At 51.6% G+C, this 17,276-nt stretch carries 13 protein-coding genes; 4 read left to right on the top strand and 9 right to left on the bottom strand.

Going from position 1 to position 17,276, the window contains the following annotated elements:
* Positions 1-29 precede the first annotated feature (29 nt).
* A complete protein-coding gene (locus HCH_RS09935; RefSeq protein ID WP_193359414.1) occupies positions 30-833 on the top strand; it encodes an XRE family transcriptional regulator in 804 nt (267 codons plus the stop codon).
* 102 nt (positions 834-935) lie between these two features.
* On the opposite strand, the gene tssI is transcribed toward HCH_RS09935, so the two are convergent.
* The 7 genes from tssI to ttcA all read right to left on the bottom strand — a co-directional run bounded on the left by tssI (position 936) and on the right by ttcA (position 12,804).
* A complete protein-coding gene (tssI, locus tag HCH_RS09930) occupies positions 936-2,915 on the bottom strand; it encodes a type VI secretion system tip protein VgrG (RefSeq protein ID WP_011396080.1) in 1,980 nt (659 codons plus the stop codon).
* A 652-nt stretch (positions 2,916-3,567) separates the two neighbouring features.
* A complete protein-coding gene (locus HCH_RS09925) occupies positions 3,568-4,947 on the bottom strand; it encodes a hypothetical protein (protein ID WP_011396078.1) in 1,380 nt (459 codons plus the stop codon).
* A gap of 178 nt (positions 4,948-5,125) precedes the next feature.
* Complete coding sequence (locus HCH_RS32235) at positions 5,126-7,843, bottom strand: CHASE domain-containing protein (protein WP_011396077.1); 2,718 nt, start codon at positions 7,841-7,843, stop codon at positions 5,126-5,128.
* 141 nt (positions 7,844-7,984) lie between these two features.
* Positions 7,985-9,652, bottom strand: a complete 1,668-nt coding sequence (locus HCH_RS09915) for an acetolactate synthase large subunit (protein ID WP_011396076.1) — start codon at positions 9,650-9,652, stop codon at positions 7,985-7,987.
* A gap of 75 nt (positions 9,653-9,727) precedes the next feature.
* Entirely contained in the window at positions 9,728-11,161 is a 1,434-nt protein-coding gene (locus HCH_RS09910; RefSeq protein WP_011396075.1) for an aldehyde dehydrogenase family protein, read from the bottom strand.
* Between the two features lie 447 nt (positions 11,162-11,608).
* Complete coding sequence (locus tag HCH_RS09905; RefSeq protein ID WP_041598555.1) at positions 11,609-11,866, bottom strand: hypothetical protein; 258 nt, start codon at positions 11,864-11,866, stop codon at positions 11,609-11,611.
* An 80-nt stretch (positions 11,867-11,946) separates the two neighbouring features.
* A complete protein-coding gene (ttcA, locus tag HCH_RS09900) occupies positions 11,947-12,804 on the bottom strand; it encodes a tRNA 2-thiocytidine(32) synthetase TtcA (protein ID WP_011396072.1) in 858 nt (285 codons plus the stop codon).
* A 241-nt stretch (positions 12,805-13,045) separates the two neighbouring features.
* Between ttcA and HCH_RS09895 the strand changes: the two genes are divergently transcribed.
* Positions 13,046-13,576: a hypothetical protein gene (locus HCH_RS09895; protein WP_011396071.1), complete on the top strand. Its 531-nt coding sequence runs from the start codon at positions 13,046-13,048 to the stop codon at positions 13,574-13,576.
* On the opposite strand, the gene HCH_RS09890 is transcribed toward HCH_RS09895, so the two are convergent.
* Positions 13,577-14,389 carry a DUF547 domain-containing protein gene (locus HCH_RS09890; RefSeq protein WP_011396070.1) on the bottom strand — a complete coding sequence of 271 codons (813 nt, stop codon included), beginning with the start codon at positions 14,387-14,389 and terminating at the stop codon, positions 13,577-13,579. It lies immediately after the preceding gene.
* Here HCH_RS09890 and HCH_RS09885 point away from each other — a divergent pair.
* Together HCH_RS09885 and HCH_RS09880 are read left to right on the top strand one after the other, a co-directional pair.
* Positions 14,388-15,056 (top strand): DNA-J related domain-containing protein, encoded by a 669-nt coding sequence (locus HCH_RS09885; protein WP_049780899.1) that lies wholly within the window; start codon positions 14,388-14,390, stop codon positions 15,054-15,056. The genes HCH_RS09890 and HCH_RS09885 overlap by 2 nt on opposite strands.
* Positions 15,053-16,129, top strand: a complete 1,077-nt coding sequence (locus HCH_RS09880) for a polysaccharide deacetylase family protein (RefSeq protein ID WP_011396068.1) — start codon at positions 15,053-15,055, stop codon at positions 16,127-16,129. Before HCH_RS09885 ends, HCH_RS09880 begins: the two co-directional genes overlap by 4 nt.
* Positions 16,130-16,144: 15 nt before the next feature.
* On the opposite strand, the gene HCH_RS09875 is transcribed toward HCH_RS09880, so the two are convergent.
* Complete coding sequence (locus HCH_RS09875) at positions 16,145-17,275, bottom strand: MalM family protein (RefSeq protein WP_011396067.1); 1,131 nt, start codon at positions 17,273-17,275, stop codon at positions 16,145-16,147.
* Position 17,276 lies beyond the last annotated feature (1 nt).

Below are 17,276 nucleotides of genomic sequence, written 5' to 3'. Positions count from 1 at the left end.
ACAAGATATTCATCGTTGCAGGTCATCTTATGTCAGGAGACAACATCAAAAAGTCCGACGCACCGACAGCCGGGACTGACGCCAAGGATAGCGCTTCGATGACCCCAACACAGAAATCATCTACCAAAGCCAAAAGCGCCACTCCCACCACCAAGGGAGATGAAAGCGGCTGGTTTAATCGCATTAGCGAATTCACAACTTCCGCCCTGAAAATCGCCAGACTAACCACAGACAGCTCTATTCGCGTTGGCAAAACTATCCTGAAAAATCAGGATCAATTAAAGCTTATGGCTGCAGCAGGCCAGTCTCTAAAAGATCTGCGTGAAGTTGCAGGCCTCACCATCCATGAACTCAGCGACTCTCTGAGCCTGAAAGACAAAAGCCTGTGGGAAGCCGTAGAAAACGGCACGGCAACCATCTCTTTCGAGTTGATTCTGCGTCTTGCCGCGCTACTTGCCCGGAACGACCCAGTTCCTTTTATCCTCAAATATACGCGCACTTATAACCCAGAGTTGTGGCGCATACTCAATGATTGGGGCTTGGGACGATTGCCGCTGCAATATGAACGTGAGCGTAAGTTCATTAACATCTATCGACGTCACGACGCAGCGCGACAACTCTCTGACGAAGGTTTTGAGAAGGTACTGGAGTTTACCCAAAAGGCGTTTGAGATGGGTTTGCATTTCGTGGCCGAGAATGAACAACTGAGCAAATCGAGTAAAGAAGCCAAAGTTACGGAATCAGCATATTCAGAAGAAACGCATCGCAATCTTCGCGATGACAAGACAACCGCATCTAAATCTTCTGCCGAAACCAAAAACCCGAGAGAATAGTCGCTCGACCAGGACTGGTATAAAGAAGCGTTCGACGCTTTAAAAGAAATCGCGCCCCAATATGGAGCGCGATACTGAACACTTAAGCCAATGGACCGCCGATTAGTTTTCCTTAATCTGGCTGCCTTTCATGGTAATCACACCCGAGGCTTTGGTATTTACCTTATTGCCATTAATAGTGATATCGCCATTCTTTTTCATCGTGATACTGGCTTTACCCACCTGTAAGGTAATTTCATCCTTGGCGGTAATCTGAACACTCTTAGCGCTAACAGAGTATTCCTTGGTAATTGTTTCGGTATGCTTGCCTTTAATTGATTCGGTGCGATCTTTACCAATTTCCACCGTTACATTTTTACCGACATTCAGCGATGAATTTTCGCCGATCACCTCATCTTTATTTTTACCAATATCAATACTCTGATTTTCACCAACAGTCAGGCTGTCGTTTTTACCGATATTAATAGTGCGGTTTTCGCCAACTTCCTCAGTCTGGTTCTTTACAACGCTGATAGACTGGTTATTACCGACGCTTTCCGTATCGTCGTTTTCAACTGTAATATCTCTGTCTTTCTGGGCGTGAACGCGAATCAGCTCTTCGCCTTTTTCGTCGATGAGCATGATTTCGTTGTAGTCTTCGGTTCCACCGCCTTTGGAGGAACGCGATTTTACCCCCGTATGCGTCTTTTTCGCCGGCAGTTCGTAGGGAGGCATTTGCTCCGCATTGTATACGCTCCCGATGATCAAAGGACGATCAGGATCTCCTTCCAAGAAGGAAATTACCACTTCCTGGCCAATTCTCGGAATATACTGCGTCCCCCAGTTCTTACCGCTCCATATCTGCGCGACGCGAATCCAGCAAGAGCTCTTATCATCTTTCTTGCCCAAGCGATCCCAATAAAACTGAACTTTAATACGACCAAATTCATCGGTGTATATTTCATCCGCGGACGGGCCAACAACCAACGCAGTTTGCGTACCGCTTATCACTGGCTTTGGCGTCTTCAGCACAGGACGCATAATCGTAGTGCTCGGCGCACACTGCAGAGAATTGGAGTAATGAGGCGCAGACTCAACCCCTGCCCGATAGCTACCTTCTTCTGCATTGTGCGTCACGCTGGTGACCACATATTTCTCTTTACTTTCTTTTGAGTCAGGATGCACGCCAACAGTAAAGATGTACCCAGAGCACATCGATGGGTAGTTACTCTCGGCATTGACCAATGAGTAACCGCTTTCCAACGTTTCCATACGGGTCTTGGCGTAACCATCGCCCTCCCCTTTCTGCGCGTACTCTCCGGGGTAGTCATACACTTCAAATTTACTAATATTTGGCAGTTTGACCTTGGTACCCTGGAAGACCGCCAAGCTGGTAGCTGGGGTTTCGAAATTGTAATCCGTTAGAGAAACTTTTCCGCTGACAAGCTGGTATGCATGTTCCCAGCTACTAATTTTGAATTTTGTGTGTGCCCCGTCGGTAACATCCAAAGAAGACTCGGATACGGATTCATATCCCTTGGCGTTATCGCTAAGCACGAGTGTGTGTTTGCCTTCTTCATGTTGGAAGTAGTAATAAATACCCTCCTCCTCCAACAACCGCGAGACGAAATCGAAATCACTCTCACGATATTGAACACAGTAAACGCGGTTTTCATAAGTCTTTTGCAAACGCCAGCTAACGTCCGAAAAACCTAATTCACTGAAGACTTTATCGATAATCTTTTGAACGGTCAGCTCTTGGAAAATCCGGCAGTCGCGACGGTACTTAAGCAGAGAAAACCAGGGAACCATCTTGAGCCTATATTCTCTATAGTGGTTCTCTTCAATCTGATGCGCGGACAACTGGGTTACGATTCCCGAGAAATGTCTGGGTTTGCTGGGGTCCGCATGCACGCTGATGGTGACTTCTTTACCAACAATAGCGTTTGGATCTATGTTGTAATCTGTACTCCAGACCGTTGCTGTCGTTTCAAACGGCTCTGACAGGCATTCCGTTACCTTGAGTTTTTTCATTACAAGCACATCCGCTCCCAACGGAGACTTAATCGTCAGGAGCTGCTTATCTTGCTTCGGTCCCGCCATGGTCTAACCCTTCCATCAGCATGATTAATTTTTTGTCGCCTCATTTTCGGCAAGTTAGAGGCCTGATTCAAATTCGGTTTTTTGCAATTCTATATGACCGCCGCACATCTTGCATAAATCGAGGGCGGATCACTTATCAACCATTACAAACAGAGCGTCAAAACTAACTGAAAGCCGTCAGTAACAGCTGATTTTTTACGGTTTTTTGAGCGCTGACATTTAGTGAGGACGCCATACACAGAAGACATGAAATTAAAGAAGCATCAAGAAAGTTCATCCCTCTGCGCTTTGGCTATTAATCCGGCAGACAAATAGCTTCCTTCTATTTGTCAAAAACGACAGGGCCTGCACATGTCAGGCCCTATCTCCCGCGGCTCGTCGCCGCGCAGGCGAATCCATGCGTCGTGTTATTACATGCCAATATCATTGCTACCTTAATATAAACCAAGCCAAAGAGCCCTGATTTTACGCTGGTTTGCATGATAACAAATGCAACGACATATTATGCACGTAGCGCCTCGACACTGGAGGCCATGTACTAAAAACGACATAGATTCTATCTCATCAAAGCCTATGCCTACACCAGCCATAGGGATGAGATTTCCATTCTAGCCACTCCTCCTCTTGATAGGGCTGCCTACACAGAAACAGGTCAGTCACGCGTCTCTCGGCTATCCATACCTATAGAGCCGGAGCGGTCAAACTTATACCTGAAGAAGTCGCCGAGATTGACCATTGATGTCGACTTGTTGAGATAAACAGAAGCGGATATCTCTTTCAGTTTGATCTGCAGAAGCGTCATCTCCGCGATGAAGCGATCCGCCAATGATTCAGCATCGCCTTCTTTTTCGAGCAGTTTGTCTGCCGGCATGCTCAAAAAGTAATTGATGTATTCCGGCAACCAGGAAAACACCAGTTTCTGAAAGTCGTGCTTATCATCTTGAAAGACAGATTGGCGGCTGATGTAGGGCAGCAGATAATCGATGAGATGGTCGATCTCCCCCACTAACGCTCTGGTCTCGTTGAGCCCCATGTCGCTCAACCGCGTCATCAGGCGCTGCTTGGACGCTTTCCAATCAAGCATTCCCTTCGATTTGATCAGTGAGCGATAGTGGTCCGCCTCCAATCCCAATTGGTTGATCCATTGAATGTCTTCAGCGCCAAGGCCCGCGTCGCGCCATTTGCGCTTGGTCTTGAGCAGATCTGCATAAACATCGTAAATACATGCGCATGTCAGATGGATAAGCTTGGCGTTGTCGCGGTTATTGAAGTGATGTTGCTGGAGGTCAAAGGTGGCCGGATCGTGCTCTTCGACTGAGGTGGATAGCGCCAGGACAAGCTCCGTCAGTATCGGGTTCTCCACGTACTCAACTCCAGTTTCGCTGAACTCCTTTAACAGTTTCGTGCGGGCCAGCTCAACTTCTTTTTCGGCGTTCAATGCGTTGAGCTTCTTCCCTGCGCTATTCAACCCGTATTTAGCCAGAGTGGGCAACAAGGCGTGTCCAGCGATGGCGACCGCCGTCACCGGGTTAATAATCGCGACCAACCCTCCCACAAGCAGCAGGCCCCCTGTCACTTTATTTTCTACCCGGTCGATATTATTCGCCACTTCTTTCAGGTATTGGCCAAACGCGCTTCCATCTTTGGGAGGAGGCGTTTCCGCAAGCATGGGCTCCACAATCAATTGCTGAATCATTTCTCGGGAGCAGTTCGACGGCGCATGAAAAATGCGCTTTTTGGGAAGACTGTTCAGCGGCGGAACGCCGGGGGGCAGCACACGCATGGTATGCAATACATAGCCCTGCTCTGCGAGACGGAAAGGAACAATGAAATAGTGCTTCTCATCCACGTCCTCATACAAGGACGGCGCGGTCTGGCTTGAAGAAAATAACTGCAGTTTACCAATGCTCTCCTTCACACGCTGATATTGCTCGTCCACCGATGACATCAAGTTGGACAGCGCCTCCTTGGAGGATTGCACGGCGCCTTTCACGCCATTCGCAATTGTCGAGGTATTAAATTTGATAGCCATAACGCCCGTTTTTTAAATCATAGCGCGCCCTGTGCTAGACGTGACTGGCGGCGCACTCAACAAGTTTGTTGCATGGTATCGGTTATCACAGGTGAATTCAGCCTTCTTGATCCATTCGCCTCTATACGATCAGCAGGCCTTGCGGCAACTTCTGTAGTGAACGCCTCGCCATCTTGATTCATACATGCGCCGGCAACTCAAAATAGAACGTGCAGCCTCCGCCAGGGTTATTGTGGAAGCCGATTTTACCGCCATGCCTCTCAATGATGGCTTTTGAAATATTAAGCCCGAGGCCAGTTCCGCTTTTGTTGCGGGTGTTGGAGGAATCGGCCTGCGCGAAGCGGCCGAATATGCGGTTTAGAAATTCCGGGGGGACGCCAGGTCCTTTGTCTGTGACGGAAACCCGAGCGATGCTGTCTTCCAGCGTAACCGAAACCACAATTTCCGTGTGCGGCGGTGAGAATTTGGCCGCATTGGAGATAAGATTCGTCAGCACCTGCGTAAGACGCTCTTCATCAGCCTCCACCACTATCACACAGTCAGAAGGAATCTGCAGACTAAAGCTGACGTCAGCGTTATGAGCCAGTCCCTGGTTTAGCGCCAGCACATCGCTGACAAGCTGCGCCAGATTGAAGTGACTGAGCTGCAACGTCATCTCACCAGACGCCATTTTCTTCAGGTCCAGAATCGCATTGACCAGATTGAGCAAACGATCCGTATTACGCCGCGCAATGCCAATCATTTGCGCCTGCTTGTCTGGCGCCGCCATGGCGACCTTGGCGTCCAACAATGCCAGTGAACCGTTGATCGCAGTCAACGGCGTGCGCAGCTCATGACTGATAGTGGAGATGAACTCATCTTTGATGCGTTCCGCCTCCGCCCTCTCGGTCACATCGCGCACAATGCAAAGATAAGAGGCTGGCGTCGTCTGGGACAGACACACCGTTTGCAGCTCCAGAGGAAAATCCTGCCCATTGCGACGTAACCCCTGCAGATACCCTGGCCCTGTATTCAAAGCAACGGACTCTTGGCTGGACTCGACGGTTGACGCCTGATAATCCGGTATCAAAACCCGGATATTCAAACCAGCCAAATTGGAGCACGCATACCCAAACAGATTCTCCACCGCTGGGTTCACCGCGGTAATGTTTCCTTCCTCCGTCACTGTCAGCATCCCGTCCGGCGTATGTTCATAGATTGCGCGCAAGCGCTGCTCGCTATGCTTCAATTCCGCCGTTCGTTCGCTTACCAATGCTTCCAATGCCAGCGTTCGACCACTGAAGAACAAAGACACCATGCCACTGACGCCGGTGAACAATAACCCCAGCACATAGACAATCCAGGCGTTAATGGAAGTGTTCGCCGCAATATTGCTCCTGGTGGGGGCAATATCCAGATCCCACTCTCTGTTGAGGACGGTGAATTTATGTTCCCAGCGATAAGGACGGTTACTGACCTCTTCTTCAGAAATCGTCGGGGACATAGTGATCTTGCCGCCATCGATTGTCATTTCATGCATCATGAAGCGCTCCTCTGTAACGTCGGCAAGCGTAATGTGGTAACCGTCCATATGCAGTAAGTCGATAAAATGCTTCAGCAATGAGTGAATCCGAAATACCGCAACCAAAAAACCTTCGGGATAATCAGCATCTTCTCCCTCTTCGTCAGCCTGATTTGGCGAGGGCGTTGATCCAATATGTCGCCCGCCGTTGAGAAAATGGGGGTAAAACACCAGCGCGCCCATATTGTCCAGTGGATGCTGCACTAGATGAACAGGACCGGTCATCACCGGTTTTCTTGATTCCCTGGCGTCGGCGATAGCGGTCAGACGGGACGGATTGGAGGACACATCAAATCCAAGCGCCCTCCGATTACCTTCTAAGGGAAAGATATAGCGAACGGGAAGATAGATCGGCTTTTCCGGCGAGCGGCGCAACTCACCGTCCCGCCGAATCACAACGCCCATGTCGGCGCCGTAGTCTTGTTGCAGCCCGACCTCAAACGCCTCCCGTTCATAGCTGCGTAGATAAGGATTCCAAGACATGGCCTGAAACCCTGGATAACGCTCCAGCGCCCAGAATACGGCCTTCTCAAAGCTGCTTCGGTCTATCCTCGCACCGGCAGGAAGGTTTCTTTCAATCGCCCGGGCGACATCAAGATGCGCCTCCAGGCTCTGATTGAGCGCTGCGGAGTAACCTTGGGCCTCACTGAAGAAGCGCAAGCGTAAGCTGCTTTCCTCCCAGGATTTCGCATACAGGAACGCCACAGTTGCGAGAAAGAACGTTCCAAGCAAAGAGAAGGTCACCGCCCAGCGGCGTTTTCTCCACAGCTCGCGAGGCTGCAATCCCCAAACCAATATTAGCGGGGTAAAAACCACCACTCCAATGGTGTCGCCGATCCACCAGACGCCAAGGGAGCGCGCGTAATTTTCCACGGGTATAAATCCGGCCAGTAGCAGACTGCTGCAGCCAATTACGGCATTGGACAAGCAGCTCGCCGGTCCGGCGAAGAACAAGAAGCGAATAATCTCAGGAAGCTCCGCCAGAGGACCGGGATAATTCGCGAAGCGAATGACCAAATAGCGTCCCAGACTAGCCTGCAACGCGGCGCCCGCTGCGATGGCGACAAATGTAAATAGTTGCCAGGGCCAGATTTCCGCATCGGGAAAACCCTGGGTAACGCTCAGATTATTAACCAAAGAGCCTAAAAAAACGCCTGCACACAGCCGATAACCGCCCAACAACACCGCTGCGAGCGCAATGCCGGAGGGAATCCAGATAGCGGTGACATAGGTGCTGTCAGTGGTCAGCCATAAACCCATCCTCCCCGTGGCGAAATACGCCAACGCGGTAAGCAAGTTATAGAGCAGGGTCCCGACAGCATGGGATTTGGCCATAATGTTGGAGAGGAACCTTCCACATGCGGTATTCGCCTGAATATTTTATAGGCTATAGATGGCGTCGCTTCAAACCTGTGGGCGCAGGTCCCGGCCTGGCGGCCCGGGACCGGATAGTGGGAGAGAATAAATAGTTAGCGGTCAGACCAGACAGACTCTGCGGGCCAGCTCCTCCGTCAACACGCGACGGTTCTCCGAATAATCGACAGGCGCGTCAATCAAGTGCACCCCTCCGGCAGCAAAAGCCTGCCTAATAGTTGGAGACAGGTCTTCCGCGCGTTGGACACGATGACCAATGGCTCCATAGGCTTGCGCGTACTTAACAAAGTCAGGGTTGCCGTAGCTTAACCCCCAATCATGAAAGCCGCCCTGCTCCTGTTTCCAGCGGATCATACCGTAAGCGCTGTCGTTGACGATCAACACCACCAGATTCAACCCCAGACGCACCGCCGTTTCCATTTCCTGGCTGTTCATCATGAATCCGCCATCGCCGCAAATCGCCATCACTTGTAACTCGGGATGCAGCATCGCCGCCGCAATAGCACTGGGCAGCCCCGCCCCCATGGTGGCGAGCGCGTTATCCAACAGCACCGTATTGTTCATATGCGCCTTGTAGTTACGGGCGAACCAGATCTTGTACATGCCGTTATCCAGAGCGATAACGCCATCATCCGGCATCACTTTGCGGACATCCGCCACCAGCCGCTGGGGTATGATGGGAAAGCGGGCGTCTTCCGAGCCTTCGCACAATTGTTTCTCAACTTCTTCCTTAACCCGTTTGAAGTATTCAAAGTCGTGAGTATTCACCGGCTCCAGCATCTGCGTCAGCCTCGCCACTGAATTGGCGATATCGCCCACCACTTCCAACTGCGGGAAATACACCCTGTCCACATTGGCGGAATTGAAGTTGATGTGAATGACCTTCTTGCCACCGGGCTCCATGAAGAAAGGCGGCTTTTCAATCACGTCATGGCCGACATTAATGATCAAATCAGCGAAATCAATGGCGCAATGCAGGTAATCTCCGTCGGACAACGCCGCCGTGCCCATAAACAGCGGATGACGCTCATCCACCACGCCTTTGCCCATCTGCGTGTTGAAAAACGGAATGCCGGTTTTCTCAATAAATCCCAGCAACGCCTCCGACACCCGCTTACGATTCGCTCCGGCGCCAATTAACACCAGTGGATGCCTGGCGTTCTGAATCATCTCCAGCGCCTGCAGAATGCTCAGGTCATTGGCGTCAGGACGCCTGCTATGGCTGGATTCGAACAACATGATGTCCGAGTCGGATATTTCTTCAGCGATATCTTCCGGCAGCTCCAGGTGCGCAGGCCCCGGCCTTTCTTCCTCCGCCAGACGAAACGCCTCACGGATCTTCGAGGGAATGGTGTTGACGTTGATGATCTGATGGGTGAACTTGGTCAATGGACGCATCATGTCCACCACATCGACAATCTGAAACAGGCCCTGCTTGGACTTCTTCACCGGCTTCTGTCCAGTGATCATCAGTAACGGCATAGCGCCAAGCTTTGCGTAAGCGGCGCCTGTCACCAAGTTGGTGGCGCCAGGCCCCAATGTCGATAAACAAACACCGGTTTTACCAGACAAACGGCCATAGGTGGCCGCCATAAAGGCCGCCGCCTGTTCATGCCGGGTCAACACCAGCTTAATGGAAGAACCCCGCAGCGACTCGAGTAAGTCCAGGTTTTCTTCTCCGGGCACGCCGAAGATATGTTTGACGCCTTCATTTTCCAGCGCTTTGACAAATAGGTCTGAGGCTTTCTCGCCCCCGTGCTCTGTTTTCATTCAGTTCTCCACAGGGTTTTCATACGTACTCCATATCCAGGCGCAATGGCGGCGCCAGAATCCCTCGCAACACAATCAGCTTTGGCGCTTGATCGCCAGCAAGCGTGGTTCGCTCATGTCCTGCATGGCGTAACGCACCCCTTCCCGACCAATGCCGCTGTCTTTCACGCCGCCATAGGGCATGTGATCCACACGCCAGGACGGCACATCGCCGATAATGACGCCGCCGACTTCCAGCTCTTCCCAGGCTTTCTGCATATTTTCCACGTCACGGGTGAAGACGCCGGTTTGCAGGCCGAACTTGCTGTTATTGACGGCTTGCAACGCGTCGTCGAAAGTCTTGTAGGATTCCAGGACAGTCACCGGCCCAAAGATTTCTTCGTTGTAAGCGCTGCAATGTCGTGGAGTATTAGCCAGCACCGTAGGCGTAATAACGTTGCCGCTGCGCTCGCCGCCGATCAGCAGTTCAGCGCCCGCCTCTACCGCTTCATTAATCCAGGACGCCACCCGGTCCGCCTCTTTGCGGCTGATCAGCGGGCCCACAAAAGTATCCTCATCTTTGGGATCGCCCGTCTTCAGCGTTTCCACTTCCGCCACCAGACGACGTTTGAAGTCTTCATATAAAGACTCCTGCACCAGAACGCGCTGCACGCTCACGCAACTTTGTCCTGATTGGTAATAACCGCCAAAAAGAATGCGTGGGATCGCCTTATCCAGATCCGTTTCCGGCTCCACGATACAGGCCGCGTTGCCGCCCAGCTCCAGTACGACTTTTTTCTTGCCCGCCTTCGCTTTCATGGGCCACCCCGCCGCCGGAGAACCAGTGAAGCTCAGCAGCTTGATGCGCTCATCAGAAATCAGCGCCATGGCGTCGTCCTTTTTACAGGGCACGACGGAGAAGGCGCCTTTGGGAAGGTCTGTTTCTGCCAGAATTTCCGCCAGAATCAATGCGCCGATGGGCGTGAGGCTGGCGGGCTTGAGCACAAACGGACAACCGGCCGCGATAGCCGGCGCCACCTTGTGCGCCACCAGATTCAAAGGAAAGTTAAAGGGGGTGATAAACGAACAGACGCCAATCGGGAACTGGCGCACCATTCCCTGATAGCCTTCACTGCGTTCAGAATAAGCCAGATCCAGCCATTCGCCGTTATTGCGCACAGCTTCTTCCGCAGCAATCTGAAAGGTTTCAATCAAACGTCCCACTTCACCGCGGCTGTCCTTGAGCGGCTTGCCCGCTTCCCGCACCAGCGCCTGAGCCAGTTCTTCCGAGCGCTCTTTCAGACGCGCGACAGTATGCAGCAGCGCATCGCGACGTTTGTATCCCGGCATTCTGCGCATCGGGGCCACGGCTTTTTCCGCAGCGGCGATCGCCTTCTCAATATCATCGTGATCGGCCAGACCGACTTTGGTGAATTCTTCTCCGGTGTATTTGTCTTCGACCGGCAACCAGCCGCGAGGATCTGCGACAGGTTCGTTGGCGAGATAGAAGGGATAGGATTTGGCTAACATAAGCAGGTCCTTTTTCTTTCAGGCAGTTGGCGGATAAGCGAAAGGCGGAGCCTGATACTGCTCGCTTAATTCGAGCGCACGAGTATGACACATTCGCAAAATGTTTTGCCTAAAGGAAAAGACTATGGGCCTGATAAGTCGAAGCAATAAAAAAGGCGAAAAAAAGCCGACTCGCAAAACCGCGGTCGGCGCAGGAGCGTATGTCGAGATACGCCTATAGGATAAGAAAACTAACCGATTGGGCCGCTTCTCAGCGGGGAAAACATATCAGCGCGAACGCCGAATAAAAGCTGTTCTTCATGACAACCTAAGCGCCGGATAGACATAAAAGCCATCAATTAAATCAAAGAATTACGATATGTTAATTTAGATCGGCGCAGATATTGGGAACAGGGTTGGGCAACAGCGCCAGGAGAGAATAGGCAGATGAGATTATTAGCGGAAGGATTAACTCAACAGAGCCCAGACAATCGCGCCCATGACGCCGAGCATGCCTAAACCAAGCGTAAACATACTCAACCAGGCGAAGACGAACATTCTGTAGAGAATCGGGCTGATGTCTCTTCCGAACAGCATGCAACCCTCGCAATCCGCCTCGCTTAAAGAGCCGCCCAGAGAGTTTGCAATCGCCTTCGCCATACTGGCGACCAATAACGGAAAAACGCCAACAACAATGCTGAGAATGGCTAGCAATAAAGGCGTCATGGCGCTTGATTCTCCGACGGATGATAGCTGCAAACAGACGAAAAGGGCCGGTGAACCCGACCCGTCTGACTTATGTCTGTTTAGAGGTTAAGCACGCTGATTTGATTAAACTCCTCAGGCTCCATGCTGTATCGCTCCAGCTTGTCGAAGTCATACAGCCTGGTGTCGCAAAGGTGCGAGGGCAACACGTTTTGCACGGCGCGGAACATATTTTCCAGACGACCGGGGAAGCGCTTATCCCAGTCCTGCAGCATCATTTTAATGTTCTGCCGCTGCAGGTTTTCCTGAGAGCCGCACAGGTTGCAGGGAATGATTGGGAACTCACGCAGACCTGCGTAACGCTCGATGTCTTTTTCACGACAGTAAGCCAGAGGACGGATAACAATATTGCGTCCGTCATCGCTTTTTAGTTTGGGAGGCATAGCGCGCATTTTGCCGCCGTAGAACATGTTCAGGAACAGCGTTTCCATGATGTCGTCACGGTGGTGTCCCAACGCAATCTTGGTGCACTTATGCTCAACGGCGAAATCGTACAAAATCCCACGGCGCAGGCGTGAACACAGACCACAAGTGGTTTTTCCTTCAGGGATCTTGTCTTTCACAATACTGTAGGTATCACGCTCGATAACGTAATACTCAACGCCCAGGGAGCTCAGATATTCAGGCAGGACATGCTCGGGAAAGCCAGGCTGTTTCTGATCCAGGTTGACCGCGATAACCTCGAAGCTGATAGGCGCGTGCTTTTTCAGATTCAACAGGATATCCAGCATGGCGTAAGAGTCTTTACCGCCACTGAGGCAGCACATCACTTTATCGCCATCCTCAATCATATTGAAATCAGCAATCGCCCTGCCGACTTCACGCCGCAGCAGTTTTCTCAGTTTATTCAACTCCAAGCGATCGCGCTGCGCCATCTCTGACTTAAAAGCCGCCGTCATATCTCACTACCTCCGGTTAACGGGTGCGCATTATAGCCTAAATCCCCCCGTCTAACGCCAGTGCAGTTTTTGTTCAGTCTGTAAACAATGAATACCTTCTTATACTCAGGATAGAATACCCTCGCAACCTAATCAGATTGGCTGATTGCTGGGGGCTACCACCAACATTACCATGAGATGCGTTATATCACTGATCTGGTAAATAGCCTTGTATCACAGGGAGGTAAAATAGAAATTACACATGGTCAGAGCAGCATTATTTAATATGTTAGTAGCCCTTTGTTTACTTTCTTCAGGATGCGCGTCCAGCGAAGTGACAATTTCCTCCCCTCACGTAGGGCTTGCGCAAATCGAAAAACCTATCAATGAAAAATTGCCCTCTCCTGGAAAGTACCTGTTTTTTAGCTTTCAGTCCGAAAGCCCTCAAATCGATACACAGGAAAATTTGCTTCAGTTAAGAGTAAATTTAGTAAAGGGAGATAAGATTACTGCCTACTCAATAGGAAGAGGACCATATGTTACTGATGGAACAAAGCTTGAGCTACATAAGAAAAATGGATCAAGCTACGCCGCTTTCGATTTTAAAGAACTAAAACTATATCTGGACGACGGCGGCAAAGTACCTTTATCCAATGTGGATTTTGATTACATCGAAATACAGCTCACCCACCCGCTAATGGGACTCGGGTCTGAGTTCACCAGCAACAAACTTACGTTTCAACGCAAGGACATTCTGGAAGCGCTTGACTCAAGCCCTCGAACTTTTGAATAACTACTGCGCATCATTCAACTTCCAGTCATAAGCGTATTCAATGCCGCCCTTATAATTCTCCAAGCGGCTTTTCTCCGGCTCCGCTGAGTACTTGGTGAGATGATCAAGAAGTTCTTGCCGGGAGCCGAAGTCGCTTTGATACCAGTCGTAGATGGAAGACAGTCGCAGGCCGTCTTTGATGAAGGCCACGCCTTTGGGGTGACGGATGAAGTTTTGAGCGGCGTTGTTTAACTGTTCTTCCAGGCGATTGGAATCGAAGGCTTCTGGGTAGAGATTCGGGCAGCCGAGGCTGGCGCAGTTGACTGCATAATGGATGCGTTTGTCTTTCCAGATGGGACGGAGAATTCGGTGCTCGATATCGTTCAATGTCAGCGCCTGCCCTTGTACATGGGTGATCGTATCGTTCCAGGGGCCAAAGCGAAACCAGCCGCCGCCAATATCCTTGATGCTGTCTACCGGATAATGTTGCAGCACCAGCTGTACGGTCAGGGCGTTGTATAAGTTAAGCCAATAAGCCATTTGCGTATTTCTGGAATACTCGCGGGGATCAACGGCCGTTAGTGACGCAATGTAGTTATCCAGCTGACGTTTCTCTTCCGCCGTAAACCTGCCGTAAGCCAACCTGGCGAAACCGTCCCCCTCATCACTAAGGTGGGTCTGCAGAAGGCGAGTCCAAGTGCTATGATCTAGCAAAGCAGGGTTTCGCTCATTGGCCTTGTCCCACAGGCTCCAATACTCGGCCTTCGGCGCCGCAATGGCTTCGCCCGACAACCAGCCCATAACAATCAGGATTAAAAATAGTCTTACGCTCATGAGTTTCGATCATCCAGACATACCAGGGGATTTGACCCTAGCAGGTACGGAAGGTTCCCGCGAGCCGACCAGTTGGCGTTATCTGACGCAAAAGCTGGAACAGGCCGTCGCAGAGATTCTACTCCCCGGCCCGGCAATGATTTCCGAACACGACTTAATCAAACAACTGACCCTGCCGCCATATCGCATTTTTTCAGAGAGCTGCCTGCAATCTCCACTGGATCTCTTTCAGACCCACTTTCTGACATTTCACACGCTTTATCGATTGAAAAACAAGTGGTTACAAGAACATAATCTGGTCCTCGCCATGACCTCCGTACGCATCACCCTTTATCACTACGATGTGGAGGCTCACAGCAACCACAACGCGCCGGCGGCGGTGGACCCTTTGGCGGAATACTACCTCAATCCAAAAAACTTATTCGACACCAGCGCCGCAGACGTGGAGAAGCTGATCAGGGATTTTTGGCTGATGTATGTTCATCCCCATCAAAAGCAATCCGCGCTGGACACCCTGGGGTGCGCTCCAAATAGCGACGCTGGACAGATCAAGGCCCGCTACCGCCGCCTCGCCATGGAGCATCACCCGGACCGTGGCGGAGACACCGCGTTGTTTCAAGCCATCACGGAAGCATATGAAGTATTGAAGGTTTATTACTCACTATGAATAACGGACGCTATTCTCACACCGCAACGCCTATCACCCGTCGGATTCAGCAACTTGGAATCGCCGCCGGCGTCTTGCTTTGCGCATCAGCCCAGGCTCAGGAGAGCATCGCTCGCGCATACATACTGCAATATCACCACATTAGCGACGAGACCCCACGCAGCACCTCCACCGCCCCGGACCTCTTTCGTCAGCACATGAACTTTATCGCCGAGAATGGTTATCAAGTGCTGCCGTTGGCGGAGATCATCCGTACGCTACAGGAAGGCGGCGGTCTGCCCGAAAAAACGGTCGCACTGACGTTTGACGATGGCTACAAAAGCATTTACGAAACCGCATATCCGCTACTAAAAGAGCGCGGCTACCCATTCACGATATTCCTGAACCCGGACGCGCTCGATAATCACCGCAGCACTCACATTACCTGGGAGCAAGCCAGGGAAATGGGTAAACACGGCGGAGTGGTGGCGAACCATGGCTTGGGCCACATCCACATGGTGGAAGTCAAACCCAGTGAAGACGCCAGCGCCTGGCGCGCCCGCATGACTCAAAATATCGAGCAAGCGGAAAAAAGAATCGAGGAAGAGACCGGCGCTTCACTCAAACTACTCGCCTACCCTTACGGCGAATACGACGCGTCACTGCAAAAATTGGTGAGTTCATTGGGTTACGTCGGATTGGGCCAGCACTCCGGCCCTATCGGGCCTGATAGCGATTGGACCTCCCTGCCCCGTTTTCCCGCCTCCAACGCCTACAGCTCCGTGCCGCAGTTAAAAGAAAAACTGAGTACGCTGCCGCTGCCTGCACAGATGCTATCGCCGCAGAACATCCTGATTGCGGACAACAACCCTCCGCAATTGCGCTTCAGCACTGAGTTGAACGCAAAAGTCACATGCTACGGCAGTGGGCAGGGACTTCTCGACAGCGCAGTGGACAATAACGAAGTGACTGTGGTCGGTGTAGCGCCGTTCAAAGGCCGTCGCTTCCGTTACAATTGCACAGCGCCGGCCGGCGGCGGTCTTTTCTACTGGCGCTCTTTCCCGTGGATCAATCCCGCCATTCCTGAGGATTAATCTTCACTCTCTCGCCTATTCGGGCGGCAAAACGGCCAGATGCAGTATGCCGCTGGCGGAGTGGTTGATAACGACCGGTTTGTCAGCCACTCCCTCCGCAACGGTGCGTTTTTTAAGATCAGCCCCCGTCGTCAACAAGACGAGATACTTCTCATCCTTCGCTTTTATCCTGAGAAACCCTTCCAGATAGCCATAGCGAAACCAGTTCTCCGGTTCATAGATATAGAGCAAGTCCTGTAGAAAGCGCACCGGTTTCCAATCGCTATCCAATACCAATACCGAGGGGTAAAACGCATCAGGTTGCGCATAAGCCCGCAACTGCAACAATCGATTAACGCTGCCTTCAGGAATTTCCACCACGCGATAGAGGCTGTAGCCTACGCCAAAGTTATAGCCCTGCTCGTCCTTGCGAATCTCTAACAATTCCCCGCCATCAAACTCAAGCTCAACCCGCTCGTCATTCGCCAGTTTTTCACAGCAGCGATCGTAGACGAGGTCAATCTCCTGTTTCGCGCCCGGAGCGTTCAGCCCCAGCAGATCAGCGGCAAGGGGGTCTGCGCCATCAGGAAGACGGGTCTTCTCGATCCGCTGCTCATCCGCCACGACCTGAGCGGGCTGCAGAGGCTGCGCGCGCGCCTTGGACTTGGCGTCGGCGGGATGATATTCCTCTGTATGCATGACCCCGTTAGTATCAACCCAGGTGTAAAAACGGCTGTCGCCTTCTCGCACGAAGCCTCGTTTTTCCAGTTCCACCGCATCGATGTAAGTAGACTCGTCAATGATTTCACGATGGCTTGATTTGGGCTGACTCAGTTGAGGCTGAGGCGACTCCTCTTTAGACACTTCCCGGGATTCATTCGCAACAGCGTCTCCCGGCGCTTCACTGGAAACCCTCAACTCCGCGTTAATTTCCTGCTCAATAAGGGGAACTGTCGTCTCAGTAGAGCCCGGACTTTGTTCAGGCGTCGATTGAACCGCTTCTGGCTGCGTTTGTTGTTGAGTCTGCGCCGAAGGCTCCGGTTGCGTCTCGCGGATCAGCGTATGGCGCACTTGGCCATTTTCATCCACCCAGGTGTAATACCTGTCCGCCAAGGCCGAACCACTACTCAATAACGCCAGCAAAAGAAGTGATACAGTCTTCTTCATG

Origin of the sequence: Hahella chejuensis KCTC 2396 (assembly GCF_000012985.1) — a bacterium.
Taxonomy (GTDB): Bacteria; Pseudomonadota; Gammaproteobacteria; order Pseudomonadales; family Oleiphilaceae; genus Hahella; species Hahella chejuensis.
The sequence above is the reverse complement of the archived record's forward strand: the minus strand, read 5'-3'. Positions and strand labels throughout refer to the sequence as shown.

Excerpts from the sequence above, each read along its gene's own strand:
- HCH_RS09935 (WP_193359414.1), top strand. The coding sequence starts at position 30 with ATGTCAGGAGACAACATCAAAAAGTCCGACGCACCGACAGCCGGGACT.
- tssI (WP_011396080.1), bottom strand. The coding sequence starts at position 2,915 with ATGGCGGGACCGAAGCAAGATAAGCAGCTCCTGACGATTAAGTCTCCG.
- HCH_RS09925 (WP_011396078.1), bottom strand. The coding sequence starts at position 4,947 with ATGGCTATCAAATTTAATACCTCGACAATTGCGAATGGCGTGAAAGGC.
- HCH_RS32235 (WP_011396077.1), bottom strand. The coding sequence starts at position 7,843 with ATGGCCAAATCCCATGCTGTCGGGACCCTGCTCTATAACTTGCTTACC.
- HCH_RS09915 (WP_011396076.1), bottom strand. The coding sequence starts at position 9,652 with ATGAAAACAGAGCACGGGGGCGAGAAAGCCTCAGACCTATTTGTCAAA.
- HCH_RS09910 (WP_011396075.1), bottom strand. The coding sequence starts at position 11,161 with ATGTTAGCCAAATCCTATCCCTTCTATCTCGCCAACGAACCTGTCGCA.
- HCH_RS09905 (WP_041598555.1), bottom strand. The coding sequence starts at position 11,866 with ATGACGCCTTTATTGCTAGCCATTCTCAGCATTGTTGTTGGCGTTTTT.
- ttcA (WP_011396072.1), bottom strand. The coding sequence starts at position 12,804 with ATGACGGCGGCTTTTAAGTCAGAGATGGCGCAGCGCGATCGCTTGGAG.
- HCH_RS09895 (WP_011396071.1), top strand. The coding sequence starts at position 13,046 with ATGGTCAGAGCAGCATTATTTAATATGTTAGTAGCCCTTTGTTTACTT.
- HCH_RS09885 (WP_049780899.1), top strand. The coding sequence starts at position 14,388 with ATGAGTTTCGATCATCCAGACATACCAGGGGATTTGACCCTAGCAGGT.
- HCH_RS09890 (WP_011396070.1), bottom strand. The coding sequence starts at position 14,389 with ATGAGCGTAAGACTATTTTTAATCCTGATTGTTATGGGCTGGTTGTCG.
- HCH_RS09880 (WP_011396068.1), top strand. The coding sequence starts at position 15,053 with ATGAATAACGGACGCTATTCTCACACCGCAACGCCTATCACCCGTCGG.
- HCH_RS09875 (WP_011396067.1), bottom strand. The coding sequence starts at position 17,275 with ATGAAGAAGACTGTATCACTTCTTTTGCTGGCGTTATTGAGTAGTGGT.